This is a genomic window from Collimonas fungivorans Ter331, assembly GCF_000221045.1.
Taxonomy (GTDB): Bacteria; Pseudomonadota; Gammaproteobacteria; order Burkholderiales; family Burkholderiaceae_D; genus Collimonas; species Collimonas fungivorans_A.
In genome coordinates this window covers 1,534,224-1,559,925 of sequence record NC_015856.1, presented here as the reverse complement: position 1 = coordinate 1,559,925, position 25,702 = coordinate 1,534,224, and the positions used below count along the sequence as shown (strand labels likewise).

The 25,702-nt window shown below is 61.6% G+C and carries 19 protein-coding genes; 4 read left to right on the top strand and 15 right to left on the bottom strand.

Annotated elements, in window-relative coordinates; all coding sequences use genetic code 11:
* Positions 1 to 6 precede the first annotated feature (6 nt).
* Positions 7 to 2,577, top strand: coding sequence for a cyanophycin synthetase (cphA, locus tag CFU_RS06820; protein WP_041741422.1), 2,571 nt, complete (start codon positions 7 to 9; stop codon positions 2,575 to 2,577).
* A gap of 49 nt (positions 2,578 to 2,626) precedes the next feature.
* Here cphA and CFU_RS06815 read toward each other — a convergent pair whose 3' ends face one another.
* The 9 genes from CFU_RS06815 to kdpF all read right to left on the bottom strand — a co-directional run bounded on the left by CFU_RS06815 (position 2,627) and on the right by kdpF (position 13,983).
* On the bottom strand, positions 2,627 to 3,967 hold the full coding sequence (locus CFU_RS06815; RefSeq protein WP_238531446.1) for an MFS transporter: 1,341 nt from the start codon (positions 3,965 to 3,967) through the stop codon (positions 2,627 to 2,629).
* Between the two features lie 203 nt (positions 3,968 to 4,170).
* Positions 4,171 to 4,683: a cupin domain-containing protein gene (locus tag CFU_RS06810; RefSeq protein WP_014005308.1), complete on the bottom strand. Its 513-nt coding sequence runs from the start codon at positions 4,681 to 4,683 to the stop codon at positions 4,171 to 4,173.
* Positions 4,684 to 4,714: 31 nt separating this feature from the next.
* Positions 4,715 to 5,410, bottom strand: a complete 696-nt coding sequence (gene kdpE / locus CFU_RS06805; protein WP_041741421.1) for a two-component system response regulator KdpE — start codon at positions 5,408 to 5,410, stop codon at positions 4,715 to 4,717.
* A gap of 2 nt (positions 5,411 to 5,412) precedes the next feature.
* On the bottom strand, positions 5,413 to 8,193 hold the full coding sequence (kdpD, locus tag CFU_RS06800; RefSeq protein ID WP_014005306.1) for a two-component system sensor histidine kinase KdpD: 2,781 nt from the start codon (positions 8,191 to 8,193) through the stop codon (positions 5,413 to 5,415).
* A 202-nt stretch (positions 8,194 to 8,395) separates the two neighbouring features.
* Positions 8,396 to 9,142 (bottom strand): TorF family putative porin, encoded by a 747-nt coding sequence (locus CFU_RS06795; protein ID WP_041741420.1) that lies wholly within the window; start codon positions 9,140 to 9,142, stop codon positions 8,396 to 8,398.
* Positions 9,143 to 9,276: 134 nt separating this feature from the next.
* Positions 9,277 to 9,951 carry a potassium-transporting ATPase subunit KdpC gene (gene kdpC / locus CFU_RS06790; RefSeq protein WP_014005304.1) on the bottom strand — a complete coding sequence of 225 codons (675 nt, stop codon included), beginning with the start codon at positions 9,949 to 9,951 and terminating at the stop codon, positions 9,277 to 9,279.
* A 14-nt stretch (positions 9,952 to 9,965) separates the two neighbouring features.
* On the bottom strand, positions 9,966 to 12,056 hold the full coding sequence (kdpB, locus tag CFU_RS06785; protein WP_014005303.1) for a potassium-transporting ATPase subunit KdpB: 2,091 nt from the start codon (positions 12,054 to 12,056) through the stop codon (positions 9,966 to 9,968).
* Between the two features lie 18 nt (positions 12,057 to 12,074).
* The gene (gene kdpA, locus CFU_RS06780) at positions 12,075 to 13,892 is read right to left on the bottom strand and encodes a potassium-transporting ATPase subunit KdpA (protein WP_014005302.1); all 1,818 of its coding nucleotides are present in this window, start codon (positions 13,890 to 13,892) and stop codon (positions 12,075 to 12,077) included.
* 1 nt (position 13,893) lies between these two features.
* Positions 13,894 to 13,983 carry a K(+)-transporting ATPase subunit F gene (gene kdpF, locus CFU_RS06775; RefSeq protein WP_041741419.1) on the bottom strand — a complete coding sequence of 30 codons (90 nt, stop codon included), beginning with the start codon at positions 13,981 to 13,983 and terminating at the stop codon, positions 13,894 to 13,896.
* A 341-nt stretch (positions 13,984 to 14,324) separates the two neighbouring features.
* Between kdpF and CFU_RS06770 the strand changes: the two genes are divergently transcribed.
* Positions 14,325 to 16,496 (top strand): FUSC family membrane protein, encoded by a 2,172-nt coding sequence (locus CFU_RS06770; protein ID WP_041741418.1) that lies wholly within the window; start codon positions 14,325 to 14,327, stop codon positions 16,494 to 16,496.
* A 163-nt stretch (positions 16,497 to 16,659) separates the two neighbouring features.
* Positions 16,660 to 17,049, top strand: a complete 390-nt coding sequence (locus tag CFU_RS06765) for a hypothetical protein (RefSeq protein ID WP_014005299.1) — start codon at positions 16,660 to 16,662, stop codon at positions 17,047 to 17,049.
* On the opposite strand, the gene CFU_RS06760 is transcribed toward CFU_RS06765, so the two are convergent.
* A complete protein-coding gene (locus tag CFU_RS06760) occupies positions 17,036 to 17,944 on the bottom strand; it encodes an SMP-30/gluconolactonase/LRE family protein (RefSeq protein WP_014005298.1) in 909 nt (302 codons plus the stop codon). The two genes, CFU_RS06765 and CFU_RS06760, sit on opposite strands and share 14 nt — an antisense overlap.
* A gap of 96 nt (positions 17,945 to 18,040) precedes the next feature.
* Positions 18,041 to 19,114 carry a porin gene (locus CFU_RS06755; protein WP_014005297.1) on the bottom strand — a complete coding sequence of 358 codons (1,074 nt, stop codon included), beginning with the start codon at positions 19,112 to 19,114 and terminating at the stop codon, positions 18,041 to 18,043.
* Positions 19,115 to 19,351: 237 nt separating this feature from the next.
* Between CFU_RS06755 and CFU_RS06750 the strand changes: the two genes are divergently transcribed.
* Entirely contained in the window at positions 19,352 to 20,293 is a 942-nt protein-coding gene (locus CFU_RS06750) for a LysR family transcriptional regulator (RefSeq protein ID WP_014005296.1), read from the top strand.
* 15 nt (positions 20,294 to 20,308) lie between these two features.
* Here CFU_RS06750 and CFU_RS06745 read toward each other — a convergent pair whose 3' ends face one another.
* The 4 genes from CFU_RS06745 to CFU_RS06730 form a co-directional block, all read right to left on the bottom strand.
* Positions 20,309 to 21,091, bottom strand: coding sequence for an SDR family NAD(P)-dependent oxidoreductase (locus CFU_RS06745; RefSeq protein ID WP_014005295.1), 783 nt, complete (start codon positions 21,089 to 21,091; stop codon positions 20,309 to 20,311).
* A 43-nt stretch (positions 21,092 to 21,134) separates the two neighbouring features.
* Positions 21,135 to 22,712, bottom strand: a complete 1,578-nt coding sequence (locus tag CFU_RS06740) for an aldehyde dehydrogenase (NADP(+)) (RefSeq protein WP_041741417.1) — start codon at positions 22,710 to 22,712, stop codon at positions 21,135 to 21,137.
* A 67-nt stretch (positions 22,713 to 22,779) separates the two neighbouring features.
* Positions 22,780 to 23,775, bottom strand: a complete 996-nt coding sequence (gene araD1 / locus CFU_RS06735) for an AraD1 family protein (protein WP_014005293.1) — start codon at positions 23,773 to 23,775, stop codon at positions 22,780 to 22,782.
* A 115-nt stretch (positions 23,776 to 23,890) separates the two neighbouring features.
* Positions 23,891 to 25,654 (bottom strand): IlvD/Edd family dehydratase, encoded by a 1,764-nt coding sequence (locus CFU_RS06730; RefSeq protein ID WP_014005292.1) that lies wholly within the window; start codon positions 25,652 to 25,654, stop codon positions 23,891 to 23,893.
* Positions 25,655 to 25,702: the final 48 nt, after the last annotated feature.

The following is a 25,702-nucleotide window of genomic DNA, read 5'->3' as shown; positions in this document are numbered from 1 at the left end:
CTGTTGATGGACGTATCACGTATCCGAGTACTTCGCGGCCCCAATCTGTGGAGCCGACATACCGCTATCGAAGCCATTGTGTCTTGTCCCGATGTCGAGCGCGCCATTGCCGGCATCGCCGGTTTCGAAGCCAGGCTGCGTGAACGCTTTCCAAAGATCGGTTTTTTAGAGGCCGGCAGCAAGAACGAAGTAGTGTCGATGGCGCATGCGCTGGAAATGGCAGCGCTCGGGCTGCAGTCGGAATCCGGGTGCCCGGTCACCTTCAGCCGCACGGTGCCGACGCTGGAAGGCGGCGTCTACCAGGTCATCGTCGAATATACCGAAGAAGAAGTCGGCCGGCTGGCGTTCCAGCTGGCGCAGCAACTGTGCCAGGCAGCGCTGGACGACCAGCCGTTCGACCTGGCCGGCGCACTGGCCAGCTTGCAGGAACTGGATGAAGACGTCCGCCTCGGGCCTAGCACCGGTTCCATCGTGCAGGCAGCAGTCATGCGCGGGATTCCATTCCGGCGCCTGACCAGCGGCAGCATGGTGCAGTTCGGCTGGGGCAGCCGCCAGCGCCGCATCCAGGCCGCAGAAACCAACCATACCAGCGCCATCGCGGAATCGATCGCGCAGGACAAGGACCTGACCAAGAAACTGCTGAACGCCGCCGGCGTCCCGGTGCCTATGGGTCGAGTGGTGTCCAGCGCGGAAGAAGCCTGGGCCGCGACCCAGGAAATCGCCGGCCCGGTGGTGCTCAAGCCGCGCGACGGCAACCAGGGCAAAGGCGTGGCGGTCAACATCACCGCCCGCGAACAAGTCATGGCTGCGTTCGAAGTGGCGGCCAAGATCTGCTCGGAAGTGATCGTCGAACGTTACCTGCCGGGACACGACTTCCGCCTGCTGGTGGTCGGCAACCAGCTGATCGCCGCCGCCCGCCGCGATCCGCCGCAAGTGATCGGCGACGGCGTGCGCACCATCAGCCAGCTGGTAGACCAGGTCAACCGCGACCCGCTGCGCGGCGACGGCCATGCCACTTCGCTGACCAAGATCCGCTTTGACGCGATCGCCCTGGCCACCCTGGCGAAACAGAATTACGCTGCGGATTCGATTCCGCAGCAAGGCGTGCGTGTAGTCTTGCGCAACAACGCCAACCTGAGCACCGGCGGCACCGCGACCGACGTCACCGAAGATGTCCATCCGGAACTGGCGGCACGCGCCGTGGCTGCGGCGCAAATGGTGGGACTCGATATCTGCGGCGTCGACGTGGTCTGCAACAACGTCCACCAGCCGCTGGAAGAACAGGAAGGCGGCGTGGTCGAAGTCAACGCCGCGCCTGGCTTGCGCATGCATATCAGCCCTTCCTACGGCAAAGGCCGAGCGGTCGGCGCTGCCATCATGTCGACCATGTTCGCCAGCGGCGACAACGGCCGCATTCCGTTGGTAGCGGTAGCCGGCACCAACGGCAAGACCACTACCGTGCGCCTGATCGCCCACCTGCTGGGGCGCAAGGGGCTGCGCGTCGGCATGACCAATTCCGACGGCGTCTACATCGAGCAGCAGCGCATCGATACCGGCGACTGCAGCGGTCCGCGCAGCGCCCGCAATGTCCTGATGCATCCCGACGTCGACGCCGCCGTGTTCGAAACCGCGCGCGGCGGCATCTTGCGCGAGGGCCTCGGCTTCGATCGCTGCGATGTCGCCGTGGTCACCAACATCGGCATGGGCGACCACCTCGGCCTGAGCTATATCAGCACGGTGGAAGACCTGAGCGTGGTGAAACGCGTGATCGTCGAAAACGTCGCGCCTGGCGGCCATGCCATCCTCAATGCGGCCGACCCCATGGTCGCCAGCATGGCCAAATCTTGCACCGGCTCGGTCACTTTTTTCGCCCACGATTTCCATCACCCGCTGATGACCACCCATCGTGCGCAAGGCCACCGCGTGGTGTACCAGGACGGCAACGCCATCGTCGCCGCCAAGGGCAAGCAGGAACACCGGATTTTGCTGCAAGACATCCCGCTGACGCGCAACGGCGCCATCGGCTTCCAGATCGAAAACGCCATGGCGTCGATTGCCGCCGCCTGGGCCCTGGACCTGGATTGGGACGTGATCCGCGCCGGCCTCAGCACCTTCATCAACGATGCCGCTACCGCACCAGGCCGCTTCAATGTATTCGACTACCGCGGCGCGACCCTGATCGCCGACTACGGCCATAACCCGGATGCGATCCAGGCGCTGGTGAAAGCCATCGACAGCATGCCGGCCAAACGCCGTTCGGTGGTCATCAGCGGCGCCGGCGACCGGCGCGATATCGATATCCGCCACCAGACAGAAATCCTGGGCGACGCCTTCGACCAGGTGATCCTGTACCAAGACCAATGCCAGCGCGGCCGCGCCGACGGCGAGGTGCTCGGCCTGTTGCGCGAAGGTTTGCAAAACGCCCGCCGCACCACGTCAACCGAAGAAATCAACGGCGAATTCGTCGCCATCGATACCGCATTGTCGCACCTGGCGCCGGGAGATCTTTGCCTGATCTTGGTCGACCAGGTGGAAGAAGCGCTGGCGCATATCGCCAAGCGTATCGCGGAAGTTTAAGTTAAAGCCGCTATCGGGATACCTCGGTGTCCCGATAGCGGCGGCGATATCAAGCTGGCTTGTGTCCGGTCAATGCGGAGCCCGCATTCAAAGGCAAGTGCCGGGTGACCGGAATCGACGCCAACGAAAACAGGCCGATGACAATGAAGGCCGGCCAGAAATCCGCCGCCACGATGGTCGAGTGCCCCTGCAAACGGCTCGACAGATGCACCGCCAGGCCGCCGATGGTCACTCCCAAACCCAAGGAAATCTGCTGCACCACGCTGGCCAGGCTGGTGGCCCGGCTGACGTCGGCGCTATCGAGGTCGGCGTAAGCCATCGTATTGAGGCAGGTAAATTGCATCGAAGGGAAAAACCCGCCCAGCAGCACCACCGCCATCATCACCAGGTAAGGCGTGGTCGGCGTGAACAAGCCGTACGAAGCCAATGCCAGCCCGGCAAGCACCGCATTCCAGATCAGCACCGAACGGAAGCCGTAACGGCGCAAGACCGAAGTGCCGATGGCTTTCATGAAAATCGCGCCGAAGGCCGAGGCGCAAGTGATGGTGCCGGCATGGAAAGCATTCATGCCAAACCCTACCTGCAGCGCCAGCGGCAGCAGGAACGGCACCGCGCCCAGCCCGATGCGGAACAACGAGCCGCCGATGACGCTGGCGCGGAACGTCGGAATCCGCAGCAGGCGCAGGTCCAGCAGCGGAAACGGTTCGCGCCTTGCATGCAGCAAATACACGTACAAGGTCAGGCCGCCCAGCACGCACATGGCGAATGCCCACTCCGGCGCCAGCAGCTCGCCGTCGATCAGCGACAGGCCCAGCATCAGCAAGGTGCTGCCGATAGCCGACAGCACAAAACCCTTCATGTCGAGCGGCTGCAGGTCGTCGGAGCGGTAATTCTCGATATAGCGGCTGGCCAGGTACATGCCGAGGATGCTGATCGGCACATTGATCAGGAAAATCCAGCGCCAGTGGAAATAAGTCGTGATGAAACCGCCCAGCGGCGGCCCGATCACCGGTCCCAGCTGGGATGGAATGGTCAGGTAACTAATGGCCTTCACCAGATCGGTACGCGGCACCGAACGGAAAATAACGATACGTCCCACCGGCACCATCATGGCGCCGCCTATGCCTTGCAAAAAGCGCGCCGCGACAAATGCCGCCAGTGAACTCGAAGCGGCGCACATCAGCGAACCGCTCAGGAACACCAGGATGGCGGCGCGGAACACGGTGCGTGCGCCGAAACGGTCGGCGACCCAGCCGCTGATCGGGATGAACACGCCGAGGCCGACCACATACGAAGTCAACGCCAGTTTCAGGGTCAGGGGATCTTGGCCGAGGTCGCGCGCCAGTACCGGCAACGAGGTGGCAATCACTGTCGCATCCATGTTTTCCATGAACAGCGCGCAGGCGACAATGAGCGGAATGAGAAGAGTACGTGGCACTGCCGATAACCGTAGGGTAAACAAAAAGACAGATGCAAGCAGTTTGCATCTGTCTGAGCGATAGTTTACACCTATTCCAGGAATTTGGCAGGAGGTACGATGACTGCTTGCCCTTCAGGACAACTTGCGCTGTCCCGGATCGGCCTCCCCCACCTTCAGAACGGCCCGTTGGATTCCCGCAATTTGTCCGGCAAACCGTCATGCGGACCCAGCGGCTGTTTCGGCACATCCAGCCAAAGCTGTTCGCCGATCTCAGCATTGCGCTGCGCGTGCAGGGCGTAATAAACCTGGTTGTCGGCGCGGAAGCGGTCACCCACCACCAGCAAGCGCACATCGGTCTCGGTATTGTTGATGAAGGTATGCGCAAGGCCGGTGCCGGGTGCGAAGCCGACGCCATCTCCCGGCGCCAGCCGGTGCAGATGGCCGTCCAGCCAGACATCCGGCGTACCTTCGATGACGTAGACGAATTCTTCCTCGGTCTTCTCGGCGTGCGGCCAGGAAGTGCGGCGGCCCGGCTGCAGCAACTCATGATGGATGCCGAGGCGGTTCAGGCCGAAAACACGGCCGAACGGCGAACCGATAGCCATCAGCTCGGCGCTGCCGGGATAGCTGGAGTCGTCCGCGCCCTGGATCTCTTGCCAGTGCTTGATGCATTCCGGTCTGCTCATTGTCTTCTCCGTTTTTCTCGTTCATTAGCCTTTATTGGGACAGCAGGATCCGGTAGCCGACCGCGGTTTCCGTCAACAAGTGCTTGGGCTGGGCCGGATCGTCTTCCAGTTTCTGCCGCAAGTGTCCCATATAAATCCGCAGGTAGTGCCCGCTCTCCGAATGCGACGGCCCCCACACTTCTTTCAGCAGCTGCGGATTGGTCACCACCCGGCCGGCGTTGGCGACCAGCACCGACAGCAGGCGATACTCGGTCGGAGTCAGGTGCACCTGCTCCTGCGCCTTGGTCACCAGCCGCGCCTGCAAGTCCAGCGTGACATCGCCGAAGCGGATCAGGCCATCGTCGCCGGCCAGCGGCTGGTGCTGCCGGCGCAATGTGGCGCGCACCCGCGCCAGCAGTTCGCCGACGCCGAACGGCTTGCTCAGGTAATCGTCGGCGCCGGCGTCGAGCGCCTTGATTTTGTCGGTTTCATTGACCCGCGCCGACAGCACGATGATCGGCACCCGCGACCACTTCCTGACATCCAGGATGAAATCGACGCCATCGCCGTCCGGCAGGCCGAGATCGAGGATCACCAGGTTCGGCTTGCGGGTGCCGCAATCGATCAGGCCGCGCTGCATGGTGGCTGCTTCAAAAATCTGCCAGCCCTCGCTTTCCAGGGCTGCGCGCACAAAACGGCGGATCTGCGGTTCGTCTTCGACCAGCAGTGCTACAGGCGTCGGTTGCATCGTCATGTTTTCTCCGAGTCTTTTTCCATGCTGCCGGCGCTCGGTTCATGTTCTTCGAGGTCCGGCATGCTGGGCGGCGCGCCGAGCGGAATGGTAAAGATGAACTCGGCGCCGCTTGTCCCATGGCGGCCGCTGTGGGCGCGGATAGTGCCGCCGTGGGCTTCCACTATCGCACGGCAGATCGCCAGTCCCAGCCCGACGCCGGGCTTGGCCGATTCGCGCTCGCCGCGCGTGAACTTTTCAAATATCGTGTCTTCCATGCCGCTCGGCAGTCCCGGCCCGTCATCGGCGATGGTAACCGTCAGGAAGCGCGCGTTGACTGCCGCAGCCAACACAATATGAGAGCCGGCCGGCGTGTATTTGGCGGCGTTCTCCAGCAAATTGCACAGCACGCGTTCGATCAGCACGGCATCAAAATGGACCAGCGGCAACTCGTGCGCAACCCGGATCTCGACCTGGTGCCCATGCAGCGCCGAACCGCTGGCGCGCAATGCGCTGCCGACCACTTCTTCGAATGGCTGCCACTGCAAATTCAGCTTGACCTCGCCGCTCTGGATGCGCGCCATGTCCAGCAGGTTGGTCACCAGTGCGCTCATGCGCAGCATTTCGCTGTGCAGCGCGGTAGCCAGCACTTGCTGGTGCTGCTGCAACGGCGGTTTCGACAGCACCAGCGATTCGGACAGACCGATCAAGGCCGTCAACGGCGTACGCAAATCGTGCGACAGTGCCGACAGCAGGGAATTGCGCAAACGTTCCGACTCCATCCGCACCAGGGCGTCTTGCGCCACTTCGACATAATGCACGCGCTCCAGCGCAATCGCGGTCAAGGTGGCGAAGGTGTACAGCTGTTGCTGCTGCTCCGGGATCAGGATCCAGCGCCGGTTGTGCGGCAAGATCACCAGTACGCCCCGGGTGCGCATCGGCGCCACCAAAGGCAGATAGAGATAACTACTGGCCGGCAAGGTATCGGTGCCGATGCCGGCGCTGCTGGCATTGTCGAAAGCCCACTGGGCGATACCCATGTCGAGCGCCGCGGCGACATGGGCCACATCGTCCGGTATCACTGCCGGCAAGCTCAACCGGCCGGCTTCGTCGGGTATCAGCAGCAAGGTCTTGGCCTGGAAACTGCGTTGCAGGAACTGGCCGCTGGTCTCGAAGATCTGTTCCGTCTGCAGCACGCCCGACAAGGCGCGCGCGAATTCGAACAAGGCGCGCGAACGCGCTTCACGGTCGGAGGCGATCCGCGCCTGGTAGCGCAGCCCTGAAGTCAGGTGAGTGATGGTGAGGCCGACCGCCAGCATCACGCCGAAAGTCAGCAGGTACTGGAAATCGCTGACCGCGAACGAAAAGCGCGGCGGCACGAAAAAGAAATCGAAGGAAGCGATGCTCAGCAAGGCGACAAAAATTGCCGGCCCGCGGCCGTAGCGGATGGCGATCAGGACTTCCGCCAGCAGGTACAGCATGACGATGTTGGCCAGGTCGAAAAACGGCAATATCGGCGTCGCCAGCAACGTCACCAGCACGCATACCGCCAGCGCCCAGGCGTAACCCCACCATTCGATCCGGCCCTGCATCGGCAGGTGCCGCGGCAGGATGCCGCCGACGCCCTCCTCCGCTTTTTCCGCAGTGCTGGCCGAGCTTGCGCCGATGGCAATCAGGTCGATATCGCGCGCCTGGGCCGCGATCCGCGCGGAATGGCTGGCTTGCCAGGGAAAGCGGCGCTGGCTGCGGCCGATGATGATCTTCGAAAAATTGTGGCTGCGTGCATAGCCTGCGACGACCTCAGCTACTTCGCTGCCGGCCAGTACCGCTGTGGTCGCTCCCAGGTCCTGCGCCAGCTTGAGCGTCTTCAGGATGCGCTCGCGCTTGGCGGAAGGCAGGCGCTGCAGTTTCGGCGTCTCGACATATACCGCATGCCATTCGGCGTTGAGCTGGGTCGCCAGCCGCGCAGTGCCGCGGATCACGTGTTCGGCATTGGGCGAAGGGCCGACGCAGGCCAGCAAGGCGGCGTCGGTCTGCCATACCGCGCCTATCGATTTCTCGATCCGGTAGGCCTGGACATCGCCCTGCAGGCGATCCGCGGTGCGGCGCAAAGCCAGTTCACGCAGCGCGATCAGGTTGCCTTTGCGGAAAAAATTGCGCGAGGCGCGCTCTGCCTGCGGCAGCTTGTAAACCTTGCCGAGTTTCAGCCGGTTCAGCAATTCGTCAGCCGGCAGGTCCACTAGCACCACCTCATCGGCGGCGTCGAATACAGTGTCCGGCAAGGTTTCCGCGACCCGGATGCCGGTGATGCCGCCCACCACGTCGTTCAAGCTTTCCAGATGCTGGACATTGAGCGTGGTGAAAACGTCGATGCCGGCGTTCAGCAATTCTTCCACGTCTTGCCAGCGTTTCGGATGGCGCGAGCCGGCTGCATTGGAATGCGCCAGTTCATCGACCAGTACCAGCGATGGCTTGCGCTGCAAGGCAGCATCAAGGTCGAATTCCGGCAGATGCTTGTCGCGATAAGCGACCTGCTTCATGGGCAGCAGCTCCAGCCCGTTCAGCAACGCAGCGGTTTCAGCGCGGCCGTGGCTTTCGATCACTCCCGCCAAGACGTCGCGCCCCTCGCCATGCAGCTTGTGCGCGGCGCTGAGCATGGCGTAGGTTTTGCCGACGCCAGCGGAAGCGCCGAAATAGATGCGCAGCTTGCCCCGCCCGACCAGGCTCTCCTGCACCTGCAGCCGCGCCAGCAAAGCATCCGGATCCGGACGCAGATCGTCGTTTGAATAGGGTGAAGACACTTATTGCCTTATGAAAGCTATCGATATACGGTTATGCAAAATCCACCGCTAATTGTAGATTAATTATAGATAGACCCCGCCTACCGTCACGATACCCTGAAAGCGATTTAAATTGTTCGCCAGGCTTCGGCCGCAATGGCGAACAGGCCGGAAGACCATGTCTCTTCCGGCCTGCACCGTTAAAACAGCCTGCCGGCCAATATTAAAACGTCTTGGTTGCCGATACCACCAGCGCGGTTTTGCCCAGATTCTTACGATCCGGCGCCGGCCCCACATAGTTGTTGGTATCGGTGCCGATCACGGCCACGCTGCCGGACAGGAAACCGAAATCCTTGGTCAAGCCGATTTTCCAGTCGTTATAGCTCAGCGCCGAATTATTCTTCACGGTTTGATGGCCGCCATGCAGGTTGACCGTGTAACCGTTGCTGACGTCGATATTGGCGCCGATATCCAGGTAGCCGCTGTTTTTACTGTTAACTGCACCGAACAGGTCGGTCAGCGACTGCGAATACTTGATATAGGCGGGACCGTAGCCCAACTGGCCGTACAGCTCGGTCGTATTTGCATCCGGATGCAGATCGTTGGATGGGTAGATATACGTGAGAACGCCGAAATCATAGCTCAGGTCCTGGGTGAAATTGCCTTTCTTGCCGGCGTAGACATCCCATTCGATATTGCCGTCGCCGCCGCTGTCCTTGACCCATTTGAGGGTCGACAGCCAGGTTCCGACATACAGGCCGGTAGGATTGTTGCTGTAGTCCGCGCCGCCTTGCAGGGCCGGCTTCAGGCGTGTCTGGGAAATGCCGCGGAAGCGATAGTCGGAGACAAGGCTGGCATTGAACGTCAGCGAATTGTCCGGGACAGCTTCTTCAGCCTGCGAGCAGTTTGCAGTGAAGGCGGTAATGCCGATGACGGAAAGCAAGCCAGCAAAATAGATGATTTTCTTCATATGTTCCAGATAAGACAAAGATAGCGTGGTGTTATTTCAAACCCGAAGAAACATGGACGTGTATAAGCTGGCCGCTCGCTGTACGGCCAGTCCTGCGAGCACTATCCCTTATGGAATGAAATGGGTGGCGAAACTTAGTTTGCGGCCGGCTGCTGGCGCTGGGTTGCCCGATCAAGCGCCAGGTTCAACGCCAGCACATTGACGCGCGGCTCGCCGAAGAAGCCCAGGCTGCGCCGCAGCTGCAGGCTGTCGATGAGGCCGTGCACGGTATCGACGCTCAGCTTGCGTTCGCGCGCAATGCGTCCGGCCTGGTAATAGGCAGCCGCCAGGCTGATTTCCGGATCCAGGCCGCTGCCGGAGGCAGTCACCAGGTCTACCGGGATCGGCAGCGTGTTGCCCGGATCGGCTGCCTTCAGGGCGTCGACCCGCCCCTTGACCGCGTCTATCAAAGCCGGATTGCTAGGCCCGAAATTGGAGCCGCCGGAAGCCTGGGCGTTGTACGGCATCGGACTGGTAGCCGACAATCGGCCCCAGAAATAGTTGGTCGCCGAAAATTCCTGGCCGATCAGGCGCGAGCCGATCAGCTTGCCGTTTTGCACGATCAGGCTGCCAGACGCCTGGTCAGGAAAGACCGCCTTGCCGATGCCGGTCACGGCCAGCGGATAGATCACTCCGCACAGGACTGTCAGGCTGACGAACAGCACCAGTGCCGGGCGCAATACGCCCTGCGAAGCCGTTTTCGACGTTGTTACTTTCGAATTGGCCGCCAGTTTTGCCGGCGGCAGCGTTGTTGTGGATGCGGATTTCATTTCTATACTCCTAATTACACCAGGTGCATGACCGACAGAATCATGTCAATCAGCTTGATACCGATAAAAGGCAGGATGATGCCGCCCAGGCCGTAGATCAGCAGGTTGCGGCGCAATAGCGAAGCAGCGCCGACCGCCCGGTAGCGGACACCTTTCAGCGCCAGCGGAATCAGCACCACGATGATCAGGGCATTAAAAATGACCGCGGACATGATGGCCGACGACGGGCTGGCCAGGTGCATCACGTTAAGCGCGGCGAGCTGCGGATAGGTGGTGATGAAGGCCGCCGGGATAATCGCGAAATATTTGGCGATATCGTTGGCGATCGAGAAGGTCGACAAGGCGCCGCGCGTCATCAGCATCTGCTTGCCGATCTCGACGATCTCCAGCAGCTTGGTCGGGTTCGAATCAAGGTCGACCATGTTGCCGGCTTCCTTCGCCGCCTGCGTGCCGCTGTTCATCGCCACCGCGACGTCGGCCTGGGCCAGCGCCGGCGCGTCGTTGGTGCCGTCGCCGGTCATCGCCACCAGCCGGCCTTCCGACTGGTAGCTGCGGATCAGCTTGAGCTTGTCTTCCGGCGTCGCTTCCGCCAGGAAGTCGTCAACCCCAGCTTCGGCGGCAATCGATGCGGCTGTCAGGCGGTTGTCGCCCGTGATCATGACGGTCTTGATGCCCATCCGGCGCAGTTCGGCAAAACGCTCCTTGATGCCGCCCTTGACGATGTCCTTCAGTTCGACTACACCCATCACCACGCCTTCGTCCACCACCACCAGCGGCGTGCTGCCGCGGCGGGCGACGTCGTCGACGCTGTGCGCCACTTCGGCCGGGAACGGCTGGCCCAGTTCGGCCATGTAGTTCTTCAAGGCTTCCGAGGAACCCTTGCGGATGGCGCGGATTTTGCCGGCGTCGCCAATATCGATACCGCTCATGCGTGTTTGCGCAGTGAACGGCACGAAGCTAGCGTGCAGGGAATTCATCTCGCGTTCACGGATGTTGAAGCGCTGCTTGGCCAGCACCACGATGCTGCGGCCTTCCGGTGTTTCATCGGCCAGCGAAGCCAGTTGCGCCACATCGGCCAGTTGCTGCTCGGTGATGCCTGGCGCCGGAATGAAGGCTGAAGCCTGACGGTTGCCGAGGGTGATGGTGCCGGTCTTGTCCAGCAACAGCACGTCGACGTCGCCGGCGGCCTCCACCGCACGGCCGGAGGTGGCGATCACATTGGCCTGCATCATGCGGCTCATGCCGGCCACGCCGATGGCGGACAGCAAGGCGCCGATGGTGGTCGGGATCAGGCATACCAACAAAGCCACCAATACCGTGATGGTGATCGGCGTGCCGAATTTGGCGGCGGTCACGCTGAAGAGCGAGAACGGCAGCAAGGTAACGGTTACCAGCAGGAACACGATGGTCAGCGCCACCAGCAGGATGGTCAGGGCGATTTCATTAGGCGTCTTTTGGCGCTTGGCGCTTTCCACCATCGAGATCATGCGGTCCAGGAAGGCTTCGCCTGGGTTGACGCTGACCCGTACCACCAGCCAGTCGGACAAGATGCGGGTACCGCCGGTGACAGCGGAAAAGTCGCCGCCGGATTCGCGGATCACCGGCGCAGATTCGCCAGTAATCGCGCTTTCGTCGACCGAGGCCACGCCTTCGATGACTTCACCGTCGACCGGGATCACGTCGCCGGCTTCCACCAGCACGACGTCGCCCTTGCGCAGGTTGCTGGCCGGGGTGGCCGACCAGTTGCTAAGCTGGCCCTTGGGCTTGTTGCCGTTTTCCAGCTTTTTGGCGGAAACGGTCTGCTTCAAGGCGCGCAGCGATTCCGCCTGCGCCTTGCTGCGCCCTTCCGCCAGCGCCTCGGCGAAATTGGCGAACAGCACGGTGAACCAGAGCCAGACCGAGATCGCCAGGATGAAAGCCGGGCTGGCCTCGCCCTTGCCGGTCAGGGCCTGGAAATACAGCAGCGTGGTCAGGATACTGCCGACATACACCACGAACATGACCGGGTTGCGCAGCTGCGTTTGCGGCGCCAGTTTTTTGAACGATGCAACGATGGCCGGGCCCATGAGCGCGGAATCGAAGAGCGTCAGATTAGTGCGAGACATGATGTTCCTTCTTCTATCTTAATGTGCAAACATCTGCAGATGTTCAACGACGGGACCAAGCGCCAGGGCCGGTACATAGTTCAGCACCCCTACCAGCACCACGACACCGATCAGCAATACGATGAACAGCGGGCCATGGGTAGGCATGGTTCCGGAGTTCGGTTCCAGCCGCTTCTTGGCGGCGAACGAACCGGCCATCGCCAGGATCGTGACGATGATGATGAATCGCCCGAACCACATCGCAATTGCCAGCATCACGTTATAGAACGGCGTGTTGGCAGACAGGCCGCCGAACGCGCTGCCGTTGTTGTTGGCTGCAGAAGAAAACGCATACAGGATTTCGCTGAAGCCATGGGCGCCGGGATTCAGGATGCCGGCCACGCCTGCCGTCGCCATCACTGCAATCGCGGTGCCGCCCAGTACCAGCATCGGCGTCGCCAGGATGGCGATCGAGGTCATTTTCATTTCGAACGACTGGATCTTCTTGCCCAGGTATTCCGGGGTACGGCCGATCATCAGGCCGGCGATGAACACCGCCATGATGGCGAACACCAGCATGCCGTACAGGCCGGAACCGACGCCGCCGAACACCACTTCACCCATTTGTATCAGAGCCATCGGCACCAGGCCGCCCAATGCCGTGAACGAATCGTGCATGGCATTCACCGCGCCGCAAGAAGCGGCCGTGGTGATCGCTGCAAACAGCGCCGAGGCGCTGATGCCGAAACGGGTTTCCTTGCCTTCCATGTTGCCGCCGGACTGCAGCAGGCTCTGGCCCTGGTCGATGCCCATCGCAGTCAGGCCGGGATGCGCCTGCTGTTCTGCATACATGACTACTGCGGTCATGATGACGAAGATGACCGTCATCGCCGCCAGCACCGCCCAGCCCTGGCGGATATCGCCGACCATGAAGCCGAAGGTGAAGCACAGCGCGGCCGGGATCAGGAAGATCGCCAGCATCTGCATGAAATTCGACAGCGGCGTCGGATTTTCATAAGGATGGGCCGAGTTGGCGTTGAAGAAACCGCCGCCGTTGGTGCCTATCATCTTGATCGCTTCCTGCGACGCCACCGGACCCATCGCCAAAGTCTGCACCTTGGTGTTGGCGGCTTCCAGCACCGGCTTGCCTGCGGCGTCATTGACTGGTTGGCCATCGGCGCCGATCTTAGGCTGCTGATAATCCAGGGACTGGACGATGTTGGCGTCTTTATAGGAGTCGAAATTCTGGATCACGCCTTGGCTGATCAGGAATACCGAGAAAATCACCGACAGCGGCAGCAATATATAGACGGTGGAGCGCGTGATGTCGGTCCAGAAATTGCCGATAGACTGTGCCGAATGACGCGAAAAACCGCGAATCAAGGCAAACGCAACCGCGATGCCGGTGGCTGCGGAGAAAAAATTCTGCACTGCCAGCACCAGCATCTGGGTCAGGTAGCTCATCGTGCCTTCACCGGCATATCCCTGCCAGTTGGTATTGGAGATGAAGCTGACCGCGGTATTGAACGAGGAGTCGGGACTGACGTTGGCAAAATGCTGCGGATTCAGCGGCAGCCAGACCTGCAAGCGTTGCAAGGCATAAGTCGCCAGCGCGCCTATGGTGTTAAACAGCAGCAGCGCCAGCGCATAATGCTTCCAGTTCATTTCGGACTTGGCCTGGATGCCGGCGCAGCGGTACAGCCATTGCTCGACGCGGTTGAACCAGCCGAAGCCAGGCACCGGGGCATGGTCGGAAGAACCGCCGGCGACCTGCACGATGAATTTTCCGAGCGGATAGCTCAGCACAAGCAGCACCGCCAGGAAAGCGATCAGCAACATGATGGATTGGGAGGTCATGTCAGAACTCCTCCGCTTTTAACAAGGCCACCACCAGGTACACCAGCAGCGCCACGGTGACCAGCGCACCGAGTACATAAAACGGGTTCATTGCTTATCCTCCAGCTTCTTGCAGCCCACCGCCAGCGCCCAGGTGACGACAAACATCGCCACCACCGCGCCGACATAAATTCCATCCAGTACCAGGTCCATCATTACCCTCATTACAGATTAGTTGCGGTACCGACAGGCTATAGAGAAGCTTCTAAAAATGTCGTAAAGAGACATGGCGGGGGTGTAAACAAAGTGTAAAAAAACCGTAAAAACCAAGAGGAAAACCCGCTTAGCTGCAGGACAAGTCGGTTTCATGCCTTTTCTGCACCCTTCGGTTCAAATTTCCCCGGCAAACGCGGTACACTTTCAGCCTTGCCGGCTACCGCAAAGACACCCCTCATGCACTACGCTCTAGATCTGCGCACCTTTATTTTTAGTCATTATTTCTATACTGGTTTGCGGATCGCCACGGGCGTAGTGGGACTGACCTTGCTGGTGCTGCAGTTCAGCGACCTGCCGACCGCGATGACGGTCTGCATCGGCGCCTTGTCGACCAGCCTGATGGACCTGCCCAGCACGCTGCGCCACAAGTTCAACGAAATGCTGTCGAGCGTGCTGTTGTGCACCGTGGTCACCCTGGTCATCAGCTTGTGCGCGCCGTTCCACTGGCTGCTGAGCATCATGCTGGTGGTCGTCACTTTCCTGGCCAGCATGATGGTGGTGTATGGCAAAAAGGCCATGCCCCTGCAGTTTTCCGCGCTGTTCGTGATGACCTTGTCGATGGAAAACGCCATGAATGTGGAGCAGGCGCTGTTCCATACCGGCCTGTTCCTGGGCGGCGGCCTGGCTTACCTGGCTTATTCGATGATGGTGTCGTGGTTCCTGCGCAGCCGCATCAAGCAGCAGGTGCTGGCCGAAGCCTTGTTCGAACTGGCGCGTTACATCAATATCAAGGCCGATTTCTACGACATGCACGTCGACCTCAACAGCCAGTTCAATACGCTGGTGCGCCAGCAGATCGTGCTGGCCGAAAAACAGCAGGCCTCGCGCGACCTGATCCTGCGCGACTCCAAGAACCAGGAAGACGCGATCCTGGTGCAAGTCCATTTCGGCATGTTCGACCTGTATGAACACATCTTGTCGACCCATACCGACTATGCCATCCTGCGCCGCCACCTGGCCGACGCCGAAGTCCTGACCTACCTGCGCGACCTGGTCAGCAAGGCCGCCAAGGATATCGAAACCATCGCCTACGCCATCACGCGCAAGCGCGCTTCGTTCGCCAGCATCAGCTACAAGGCCGAGATGCGTTCGATCGAGAGCGAGCTGCAGCAGCTGCAGCAAGACAGCCTGGCCGGCAAGGTCTCCGAAGAAGCGCTGGATATCCTGCGCACCACGTATACCAAGATCTGCGATGCGATCGACATGATCGGCCAGCTGCACCACGCCACCCAAAGCGTGCAAGGGCCGCTGCCGGTGCTGATGGGCAAGGACATGACGCCGTTCCTGACCCAGCAGAAATACCAGCTCGGGGTGCTGGTCTCCAACCTGCGCTGGCAATCGCCGACCTTCCGTTTTGCGGTGCGCGCGGCGCTGGCGATTTCCTGCGGCCTGCTGGCGGCCGACGCCCTGCCGTATGCCGGGCACGGCTACTGGATCGTGCTGACCATCGCCATCATCCTGAAACCCAGCTTCAGCCAGACCAAGCAGCGCCGCAGCGACCGCCTGGTCGGCACCTTGATCGGCTGCGTGGCGACTGCGCTGATCCTGCGCTTCGTGCACGAACCGGTGGCCCTGCTCGGTTTCCTGTTCATGGCCACCGTGGCGGCGCCGGCTTTCATCTACGTCAAGTACCGCTACACGGCGATTGCCGCCAGCATGCAGATCCTGCTGCAGATCAACCTGGTGATTCCCAGCAGCGGCCATGTCATCGGCGAGCGCCTGATCGACACCCTGATCGGCGCCGCCATCGCCACCGCGTTCAGCTTTGTCTTGCCGAGCTGGGAATACCGCACACTGCCGCAACTGGTCCGCAATGTCTTGAAAAGCAACCAGCGATTTCTCGAAGCCGGCAATAATCTGTTGCAAGGCAAGGTGCTCGACGACTTCATTTATCGTGTCTGCCGCAAGCGTTTCCTCGACAGCATTTCCGAGCTGGTGTCGACCCTGGTGCGCATGCTCGACGAGCCGGCCAGCAAACATCGCGCGGTGGAAAACCTGAACCAGTTCATCGTGCAGAACTACCTGGTCATCGCCCACGTCGCCGCGCTGCGCATGCTGTTGCGGCGCAACGCCGAAGGCCTGCCGCAGGATGCGGTCAATGGCGAACTGGATGCAGCCACGGCGCGGGTCAGCAAGACTTTGGGACTGGCGGAACAGGTGCTTGATCCGAACGCGCCCTTGCCGCCTTCGGATGCAGCGCCGGCTGCCGCGGAAACAACTGCCGGCGGCGGCCAGGCCGAGAGCTGGCCAGCCTGGCATCCGCTGCAGCAGCGGGTGGAGCTGCTGTACCAGGACAGCGAGAAAATCGCCGTCAACAGCGCCGCGATCGGGCGCATCCTGGCCGCGTGACAGCACATTCCGGACGCGGCATTTTTTAGGACAAGGGATTTTCAAGTCAAAACTTATTGTTTCTCCTGATTAAGACAAGTTAAACACTGGCAACTAAAGTTTCCATGTAGTACCATTTCTACATGGAAACGTATTTGCGGGTTTGACTATCTAAGGAGTAACAATGAACATCGCCCTGTTAAAACTCGCCGCTGCATCCGCCCTGCTCGCCCTGGCTTCAGGCGCCATGGCCAGCGCCAATGGCGGCATCATTCATTTCACCGGCAACATCGTCGAGCCGCCTTGCAGCACCGGCAGCTTCGACGCCGGACAAATTAACATTCACTGCGACAAACGCAGCGCTGTCGCCGTTTCATTCCAGCGCGTCGGCCCTTCTGCCGATTCGGCAACCACCATTGTTACCTTGACGCGCGACGGCAAAGCGCTGGGAACCGAGGAAGCGACAGCCTACCGCCTGGCCTTGCAGGGCAACAGCCGGCTCGGCCTGCGCGTCGCTCCGGCAGCTGCCGGCGCGGTCCTTAGTCCGGTGGTCATGACCATCAGCTATCTGTAAGTCGGCCGCCGAAACGACCCTCCGGCAAACCGCCCACGCCAGGCAAACGCAGCTGGAACACGCCGCCTGCAGCCGGTTCAGCCAGCAAGTCGGCATCCGACAGCGATTCGCGCGCGCTGGTCACATACAAGGTGTCCAGCGCTGCCCCGCCCAGCGCTACACAGCTGGGCTGCGCCACCGGCACCCGGACCATGCGCTCGATGCTGCCGTCCGGCGCAAAACGCAGCACGCGATGGCCGCCCCACTGGGCGTTCCACAGGTAACCCTCGCTATCCACGGTGGAACCATCCGGCACGCCCGGCTGTTGCTGCAGGTCGGCGAACAGGCGATCGTTGCTGGTGGCGCCAAAGCTGTCATAGTCGCAGCAGCGTATGGTCTTGCTTGGAGAATCGCAGTAATACATGGTGCGGCCATCCGGGCTGAAGCAGATGCTGTTGCTGATCGCCACCATCGGCAGCGCCAGGCGCTCCAGCGTCAGGTCGGTATTAAGCCGGTAGAAACTGCAGCAGCGCGCCAGGCCGGGAGCATCGTTCTTGGTGCCGAACACGAAGCGTCCGAAACGATCGCAGCGGCCGTCGTTCAGCCGGGTGTGCGGCATGTCAGCCTCGACCGCGCAAATCGGCGTCACTGCATTATTGGAAAAACTGAACCAGGCCAGTTGCGAGGCCAGCCCCAGCAGCAGGCGGTCATCGTCTGCGGTCAGGGCAAACGTCGCCAGCCGCTCCGGCATCGGCCAGTTGCGGGTCGTGCCTGCCGCCGGATCGTGGCACCACAGGCTGGCGCCGAGGATATCGGTCCAGAACAAGCGTTGCGTGCGGTCGCACCACAACACGCCTTCTCCCAGCAGGTGCTTGCCGTCAAACAGCAGGCCGGCGGTGGCTGTCTCAGTGTTCATGTCTGCATCCTTCTTGAAATGCCAACGAGGTCTGTACGACTGTACGACCTCGTTGTGGTATTGCGTGGAACCGACAGCTTACCTCAAAGCCAGGCCTTAGAAGGAATGGCTGACGCCCAGGTAGCCGCCATTCTGGCTATGTCCGGCCAGAGGATTGTCGCCGCTCATCTCGACCGAGAAATCGGCATTGCCCTTGTTGCGCACGGTGCCGACGCTGGCGTACAGCAAGGTGCGCTTGGACAGGTTGTAATTGGCGCCCAGCATGAACAGGTTGCCGCTGCCGCCGTCGTTGTTCAGCTTGGCGTGGAAGGCGCCGCCGATCAAGGTCAGCGCCGGCGTCAGCACGTAGTTGGCGCCGATCCAGTAATGCTGGATCTTGTCGGGGCTGCCGGCAACGCTGTCCGGCGCCGAGACGTTTTCGTAAGCGGCGAACAGTTTCAAGGCATTGATGGTGTAGGTGCCGCCCACGATCAGGTCCTTGGACGCGGCATAGATATCGCTGTACTTGCCGTTGACGTCGCGGATCACGTCATAGATGGCGCGCAGTTCCAGCCCGGCGTTGGTGTACACCAGCGAGACGCCGTCGCTGCGGCCGTTGCGGGTCGAGCCGGCCTGTTCGCCCAGACTGGTCTGCACGGTGGCGTTGAAGCCGCTCCAGGTCGGAGTCTGGTATTCGATCACATTGTTGGCGCCCGGCCAGTTGCGGCCCTTGACCAGGTTGGCGGTGCCGATGAATTGCTGGCCGGTCGGATCCAGGTACCAGACATCGTTGACGATGAACAGATTCTTGCCGAACTTGATGGAGCCGGCGCTGCCGCTCAGGCCGACGTAGGAACGGCGGTTGAACAGCGCGCTGCCGTTGGTCTGCCCGGTGGGCGCGTTGAAGCCGGACTCCAGCAGGAAGAAGGCGCCGAGCCCGCCGCCCAGGTCTTCCGTGCCCTTGAAGCCGAACATGCTGGTGCCCCACTGGTTGCCGGAAGTGCCGAACTTGCTGCCGGTGGCGCCGGTCTGGTTGCCGTTGGCATCCTTCAGCGCGACGCCGCTCTGGAAATCGATGCCGGCATCGACGCGTCCGTAGATGGTGACATTGGTCTGCGCCTGCGCCTGGCCAGAGGCTACGGCGACCAGGCCTAACAGGCTAGCCGCGGCAAAGGTTTTGGAAAGAATCATGTTGTCGTCTCCTTGAAATTATTATGAATTCATCCACTGCCGGCCTGCTCCCCTGTACCAGAAGGCGGCAAGCCTGCGTGAATGTGGGCTCATAGTAAGGATTCGATTGATATCGATCCAATGAATTTTTCCACTACATCAATACTGTATTTGGTATCATTTTGAGAGTTTCGCCGATCTGGAAAGATCAAAGGATCGAGCGGGCAGCATATAAAAAAACCAACCAGCGAGACGACAATGCCTACCAACGACACCAACTGGTTTCTGCGCGCGCGCCTGAAAACCCGCCAGCTGCTCTTACTGATCGCGCTGGATGAGGAACGCAATATCCATCGCGCGGCGGAAGCGCTCAACATGACGCAGCCGGCCGCCTCCAAGCAGCTCAAGGACCTGGAAGACATGCTGGACGTGCAATTGTTCGAGCGGCTGCCGCGCGGCATGCGGCCGACCATCTACGGCGAAGCGATGATCCGCCATTCACGCATGGCGCTGACCAGCCTGTCGCATGCGCATGACGACATCACTGCGTTGAAATCCGGCCTGTCGGGGCAAGTCAATGTCGGTGCGATCCTGTCGCCGGGCATGGTGCTGCTGCCGCCGGCGATTGCGCGGCTCAAGCAGCAGGCGCCGATGCTGCGCATCGGGGTCGAGGTGGAAAGCAGCAACATCCTGCTGGAGCGGCTGCAGCGCGGCTCGCTCGATTTCCTGGTGGCGCGCATCCTGGACCAGGAAGACAACCGCAACCTTGAATACGAAGAGTTGTCGGACGAGCCGGTATGCGCGGTGGCGCGGGTCGACCATCCGCTGCGCAATGTCTCCAACCTGCAATTGAAGGATATCGCCGACGCCGGCTGGATCCTGCCGCCCAAGGGCAGCATCCTGCGGCACCGGGTCGACATGATGTTCCACAAGGATGGCCTGGCGCCGCCGGCGAATGTGGTCGACACCACCGCGATCCTGGTCATCGGCAGCCTGCTGCAGCAGACCGATTTCCTGCATGTGATGCCGGCCGAAGTGGCGCGCTTTTACGCCCAGGTCAACGTGCTGGCGATACTGCCGATCGAGCTGCCGTGCAAGATGGATGGTTTCGGCATCATCACGCGCCGCCTGCAGATCCTGTCGCCGGGCGCCAAGATCTTGCAGCAGACGATCCGTGAAGTGGCGACGCAGATTTACTGAAGCGCGGTGTTTCCTTCAAGCCCAGCCGGCATCGACGATGAATTCCTGGGCAGTGCACATCGCACTGTCGTCCGCAGCCAGGAACAGCACCATGCGCGCCAGGTGCCAAGGCTGCAGTTTCCCCGGCAGGCACTGGTTGCGCTTGATGTCTTCCTCGCCGGCGGCATCGAGCCACAGGGCGATCTGCCTTTCAGTCATCACCCAGCCCGGCGACACGGTATTGACGCGGATATTGTGCGGTCCGAGGTCGCGCGCCAGGCCGCGGGTCAGGCCGACTACCGCCGCCTTGGCCGTGGTGTACACCGGATAGCCGCCGTTCGACAGATGCCAGCTGATCGAGCTGAGGTTGATGATGGAACCGCCGCCCTTCTTGCGCATGCCGGGCGCCACCGCCTGGCAGGTAAAGAACATCGGACGCTGGTTGATGGCGATACGGTCGTTCCAGTAGTCGACGGTCACTTCTTCCCACTGGTGGCGCTGGTCGTTGGCAGCATTGTTGACCAGCACATCAAAATCGCCCAGCTCTTGCGCCAATCCTTCGATGGTCGACTGCAACGCCGCGATATCGCGGATATCGCAATGGCGGAACAGCGGCCTGGGCAGGCCCGCCGCTGCCAGCTGCTCGCATAAAGCTTCGCTGGCCGCGGTCTCGATATCGACGAACGCCACGCGCGCGCCCTGCTCGGCAAACGCACCGACAATCGCTGCGCCGATGCCGCTGCCGCCGCCGGTGACGAATACATTCTTGCCTTTCAGGCTGGGAAAATGCGCCAGCTGCGTATCTTTTACTGCGGACATGTCAACTCCTGTGTTATTCCGGTGTTATGCCGATGAGTTCAGCTTATTTTTTCAATTGACCGTTGATGCGCTGCCAGATCGCCAGCGGATTGCTGTCCTGGACGGCCGCGGGCAACAGGTCTTGCGGCAGGTTCTGATAAGAAACCGGGCGCAGGAAACGCTGGATGGCTGCGGTGCCGACCGAGGTGGCGCGGCTGTCCGATGTCGCCGGGAACGGTCCGCCATGGACCATCGAATACGATACCTCGACCCCGGTCGGAAAGCCATTCGCCAGGATCCGTCCAACCTTGCGCTCCAGGATAGGCAGCAATCCGCGTACGGTTTCATGGTCGCCGTCTGCCATCTGCAGCGTCGCGGTCAACTGCCCTTCCAGGTGCTCGGCCACGGCAAACATCTCGCCCAGGTCGCGGCAGGCGACCAGCAATGACGCAGGTCCGAATATCTCTTCCGACAAATGCGGATCGGCCAGGAAATCCTGGGCGCTGGCGCTGAACAAAGCAGGCACGCCGCTGACGGCGGCATCGCTGGCGACGCCCTGGCTCAGCTGGCGCACGCGGGAATTGGCGGCAAGCCGGCCGACGCCGTTTTGATATGCGTGATGGATGCCGGCTGTCAGCATGGTAGCGGCATTGCGCTGCGCCAGCTGTGCCGCAGCGGCGGCGCTGAAACGCTCAAGATCCGGTCCCTGTAGCGCCAGCACCAGGCCGGGATTGGTGCAGAACTGGCCGACGCCCAGCACCAGTGAATCGACAAATGCCGTAGCCAGCGCTTCAGCCTTGCCGGCCAATGCCTGCGGCAGCAGGAACACTGGATTGATGCTGCTCATTTCAGCATACACCGGAATCGGTTGCGGCCGTGCGGCAGCCGCCGCCATCAAGGCCAGCCCGCCCTGGCGCGAGCCGGTAAAGCCGACTGCCTGGATCACCGGATGCCTGACCAGTGCGGCGCCAAGTTCGTTGCCGACGCCGGTCAGCAGGGAAAATACGCCTTCCGGCAAACCCGCTGCCGCCACCGCTTGCTGGATCGCGCGGCCAACCAGTTCCGATGTGCCGGGATGGGCCGGATGGGCTTTGACCACCACCGGGCAACCTGCCGCCAGCGCTGCCGCGGTATCGCCGCCGGCGACTGAAAACGCCAGCGGAAAATTGCTGGCGCCGAACACCGCCACCGGCCCCAGCGCAATCATGCGCAGACGCAGGTCGACCCGCGGCAAAGGCTGACGCTCCGGCAGCGCCGGGTCGATGCGCGCATCCTGCCAGGAACCTTCGCGCAGCACTTCTGCAAACAGCTTGAGCTGCCCCATGGTGCGGCCGCGTTCGCCTTCCAGCCGGGCGCGCGGCAAGCCGCTTTCGCTCATCGCACGTTCTATCAGCTGGTCGCCGAGCGCCAGGATATTTGCAGCGATGCTTTCCAGGAAACGCGCACGGGTTTCCGGATCGGTCGCGCGATAAGGATCGAAAGCAATGCGCGCAAGATCGCAGGCACAGTCGATTTCGACTTTGCCGGCGGTATGGAATGCCGGTTCGATATTGCTTGCGGTAGCGGGATTAAAAGCAAAAAAGGCAGCGCCGCCGCCTTTGATACGGGAGGCGCCGATCAGGGATTCGCCCGTAATATTCATACTGAGGTCCATGCTTTTCCTAAAATTGAAAGGCTGCAGTGCCGGATTGCGGCATGCAGCGAACAGTTTACAACTGACGGATGCGCGGCGCTGGCAAGGTCTCGACCGCCAGCCGGTTGCGCAGCGGCGGCCCGAAGGCAGCGACGTCGATCTCGAATGTTTCTCCCGGCGCCACCTGGATGCCATCCGAACAGCTCAGGGTGGCGGTGCCGAAGAAATGGATATGCACATCTCCCGGACGCCGGAACAGCGGATATTTGAAATGGTGGTGCTCCAGGTTGGCCACGGTATGCGACATGTTCTCTTCGCCGCTGACAAACGGTTTTTCCCAGCGGACCCGGCCGCTGATGTCGCGGATGCGCGACATGCCTTCCACGTGCGGCGGTAAATCTCCCAGCAGCAAGGCCGGGCCGACCGCGCAGACGCGCAGCTTGGAGTGCGCCAGGTAGAGGTAATTCTGGCGCTCGGTGACATGGTCGGAAAATTCGTTGCCGATCGCAAAACCGAGCCGGCATGGCGTGCCGTCCGGTCCAATCACATACAACGCGGCGATCTCAGGCTCTTCGCCGCCATCCAGCGCAAAATGCGGCATCGTCAGCGCCTGTTCGCCGGCGCAGACGATGCTGCCGTCGCCCTTGTAGAACCATTCCGGCTGCACGCCCGCCGTTCCCGGCTGCGGCTTGCCGCCTTCCAGGCCCATGCGGAACATCTTCATGCTATCGGTCAGGCTGTCGACATCGCTGATTTTCTTGTGCATGGCGTCGCGGCCGTCGGCGCTGCCCAGGTGGGTCAGGCCGGTGCCGGTGACGTAGCAATGGGCGCTGTCGCCGTGATCCAGCGGCGGCAGCAGGCGCCCGGCTTGCGCTACCTCGGTGTAATCCAGCACGGTGCCGCCGAGCGCGGCAGCGGCAAGTTCTTGCAATGAACGGCTGCCGGCAATCGCCGCTTGCGCCAGAGCGTAAGTCGAGGCAAAGCCTTCCACCACATGGATTTTGCGGCCGTCGTCTTCCAGTACGCCGATCCGGCGCTGGCCGTCGGCCTGCTTGAATTGAATCAACAACATGTGTTTCTCCCATTTACTAACGTCACGAAATTAATTGTAGGGTGGGCACGCTTTTGTGCCCACGCGGATATCAAAACAGCGTGGGCACAAAAGCGTGCCCACCCTACGACTGCACTTAGTGGGAGTGCTTAGGTACGGCCGAGCCGCGGCATCCGACCAGGAAATCGAAATCGCAGCCTTCGTCGGCCTGCAATACCCGGTCTATGTACAGACGCTGGTAGCCGCTGTGCGCCGTCACCGCTGCGGCGTTCACCGCTTCCCTGGCCACCTGGCGCTGCGCCATTTCGGCATCGCTGATATCCAGGTGCAAACGGCCGCCGGCGCAATCCAGTTCTATCCAGTCGCCATCCTGCACGATGCCCAACGGTCCGCCGGCGGCAGCTTCCGGCGCCACGTGCAGCACCACCGTGCCGTAGGCGGTGCCGCTCATGCGGGCATCCGAAATCCGCACCATGTCCTTGATGCCCTGCGCCAGCAGTTTCGGCGGCAAACCCATGTTGCCGACCTCGGCCATGCCGGGATAACCCTTGGGGCCGCAATTTTTCATCACCAGCACCGAGCTGGCGTCGACATCCAGTTCGGGATCGTTGATGCGCGCCTTGTAATGCGCGAAGTCTTCGAACACTACCGCCTTGCCGCGATGCTGCATCAGTGCCGGCGTGGCGGCAGACGGCTTGAGCACCGCGCCGCGCGGCGCCAGGTTGCCGCGCAGGATGCAGATGCCGCCGTCGTCGATCAGGGGCTTGTCGATGACGCGGATCACCTCGTCGTTATAGATAGGCGCGTCCTGGTTGTTTTCCCACAGCGATTTGCCGTTCACCGTCAGGGCATCCTTGTGCGGCAGCAGTCCTGCTTCGCCCAGGCGGCGCAATACGCCGGGTAAACCGCCGGCGTAATAAAACTCTTCCATCAGGAAGCGGCCGGAGGGCTGCAGGTCGACCAGGGTCGGCGTGCCGCGGCCGATGCGGGTCCAGTCTTCCAGTTCCAGCGGCACGCCGATGCGGGCGGCGATCGCCTTCAGATGGATCACGGCGTTGGTCGAGCCGCCGATCGCGGCATTGACCCGGATCGCGTTTTCAAACGCTTCGCGGGTCAGTATCTTCGACAAGCGCAGGTCTTCCCACACCATGTCGACAATCCGCATGCCTGACATGTGCGCCAGCACATAACGGCGCGCATCGACCGCCGGAATCGCCGCATTGTGCGGCAGCGACGTGCCCAGCGCCTCGGCCATGCAAGCCATGGTCGAAGCCGTGCCCATGGTGTTGCAAGTGCCGGCCGAGCGCGACATGCCGGCTTCCGCCGCCAGGAACTGGTGCATGCTGATCTCGCCGCCCTTGACCGCTTCGCTCAGCTGCCAGACGGCAGTGCCGGAACCCAGGTCCTTGCCTTCGTGCTTGCCGTTCAGCATAGGGCCGCCAGTCACCACGATTGCCGGGACGTCGCAGCTGGCGGCGCCCATCAGCAAGGCCGGCGTAGTCTTGTCGCAGCCCACCAGCAGCACTACCGCATCCATCGGATTGCCGCGGATCGACTCTTCCACATCCATGCTGGCCAGGTTACGAGTCAGCATGGCGGTCGGCCGCAGGTTCGATTCGCCGTTGGAAAATACCGGGAACTCCACCGGGAATCCGCCCGCTTCCGAAATGCCGCGCTTGACGTGTTCGGCGATCTTGCGGAAATGGGCGTTGCACGGCGTCAGCTCGGACCAGGTATTGCAGATGCCGATGATCGGCTTACCCTGGAATTCATGGTCGGGAATTCCCTGGTTCTTCATCCAGCTGCGGTACATCATGCCGTTCTTGTCGTTGCTGCCGAACCATTCGGCCGAGCGCAGCGGGCGTGTATTTTGGAGCGGATGCTTTTTATCGACAGTCATCTTTGGCTTCCTCTTGAAATTGTCGGGGCGGCATCCATCCGCATCGGG

Bases quoted from the DNA above. Each gene is read 5' to 3' on its own strand.
- kdpC (WP_014005304.1), bottom strand. From the start codon at position 9,951: ATGAAATCCGCATCCACAACAACGCTGCCGCCGGCAAAACTGGCGGCC.
- CFU_RS06745 (WP_014005295.1), bottom strand. From the start codon at position 21,091: ATGTCCGCAGTAAAAGATACGCAGCTGGCGCATTTTCCCAGCCTGAAA.
- kdpB (WP_014005303.1), bottom strand. From the start codon at position 12,056: ATGTCTCGCACTAATCTGACGCTCTTCGATTCCGCGCTCATGGGCCCG.
- kdpE (WP_041741421.1), bottom strand. From the start codon at position 5,410: ATGCAACCGACGCCTGTAGCACTGCTGGTCGAAGACGAACCGCAGATC.
- CFU_RS06760 (WP_014005298.1), bottom strand. From the start codon at position 17,944: ATGAACACTGAGACAGCCACCGCCGGCCTGCTGTTTGACGGCAAGCAC.
- araD1 (WP_014005293.1), bottom strand. From the start codon at position 23,775: ATGTTGTTGATTCAATTCAAGCAGGCCGACGGCCAGCGCCGGATCGGC.
- CFU_RS06730 (WP_014005292.1), bottom strand. From the start codon at position 25,654: ATGACTGTCGATAAAAAGCATCCGCTCCAAAATACACGCCCGCTGCGC.
- CFU_RS06740 (WP_041741417.1), bottom strand. From the start codon at position 22,712: ATGAATATTACGGGCGAATCCCTGATCGGCGCCTCCCGTATCAAAGGC.
- CFU_RS06815 (WP_238531446.1), bottom strand. From the start codon at position 3,967: ATGGAAAACATGGATGCGACAGTGATTGCCACCTCGTTGCCGGTACTG.
- kdpF (WP_041741419.1), bottom strand. From the start codon at position 13,983: ATGAACCCGTTTTATGTACTCGGTGCGCTGGTCACCGTGGCGCTGCTG.
- CFU_RS06750 (WP_014005296.1), top strand. From the start codon at position 19,352: ATGCCTACCAACGACACCAACTGGTTTCTGCGCGCGCGCCTGAAAACC.
- CFU_RS06770 (WP_041741418.1), top strand. From the start codon at position 14,325: ATGCACTACGCTCTAGATCTGCGCACCTTTATTTTTAGTCATTATTTC.
- CFU_RS06795 (WP_041741420.1), bottom strand. From the start codon at position 9,142: ATGAAGAAAATCATCTATTTTGCTGGCTTGCTTTCCGTCATCGGCATT.
- kdpA (WP_014005302.1), bottom strand. From the start codon at position 13,892: ATGACCTCCCAATCCATCATGTTGCTGATCGCTTTCCTGGCGGTGCTG.
- CFU_RS06765 (WP_014005299.1), top strand. From the start codon at position 16,660: ATGAACATCGCCCTGTTAAAACTCGCCGCTGCATCCGCCCTGCTCGCC.
- cphA (WP_041741422.1), top strand. From the start codon at position 7: ATGGACGTATCACGTATCCGAGTACTTCGCGGCCCCAATCTGTGGAGC.
- CFU_RS06810 (WP_014005308.1), bottom strand. From the start codon at position 4,683: ATGAGCAGACCGGAATGCATCAAGCACTGGCAAGAGATCCAGGGCGCG.
- CFU_RS06755 (WP_014005297.1), bottom strand. From the start codon at position 19,114: ATGATTCTTTCCAAAACCTTTGCCGCGGCTAGCCTGTTAGGCCTGGTC.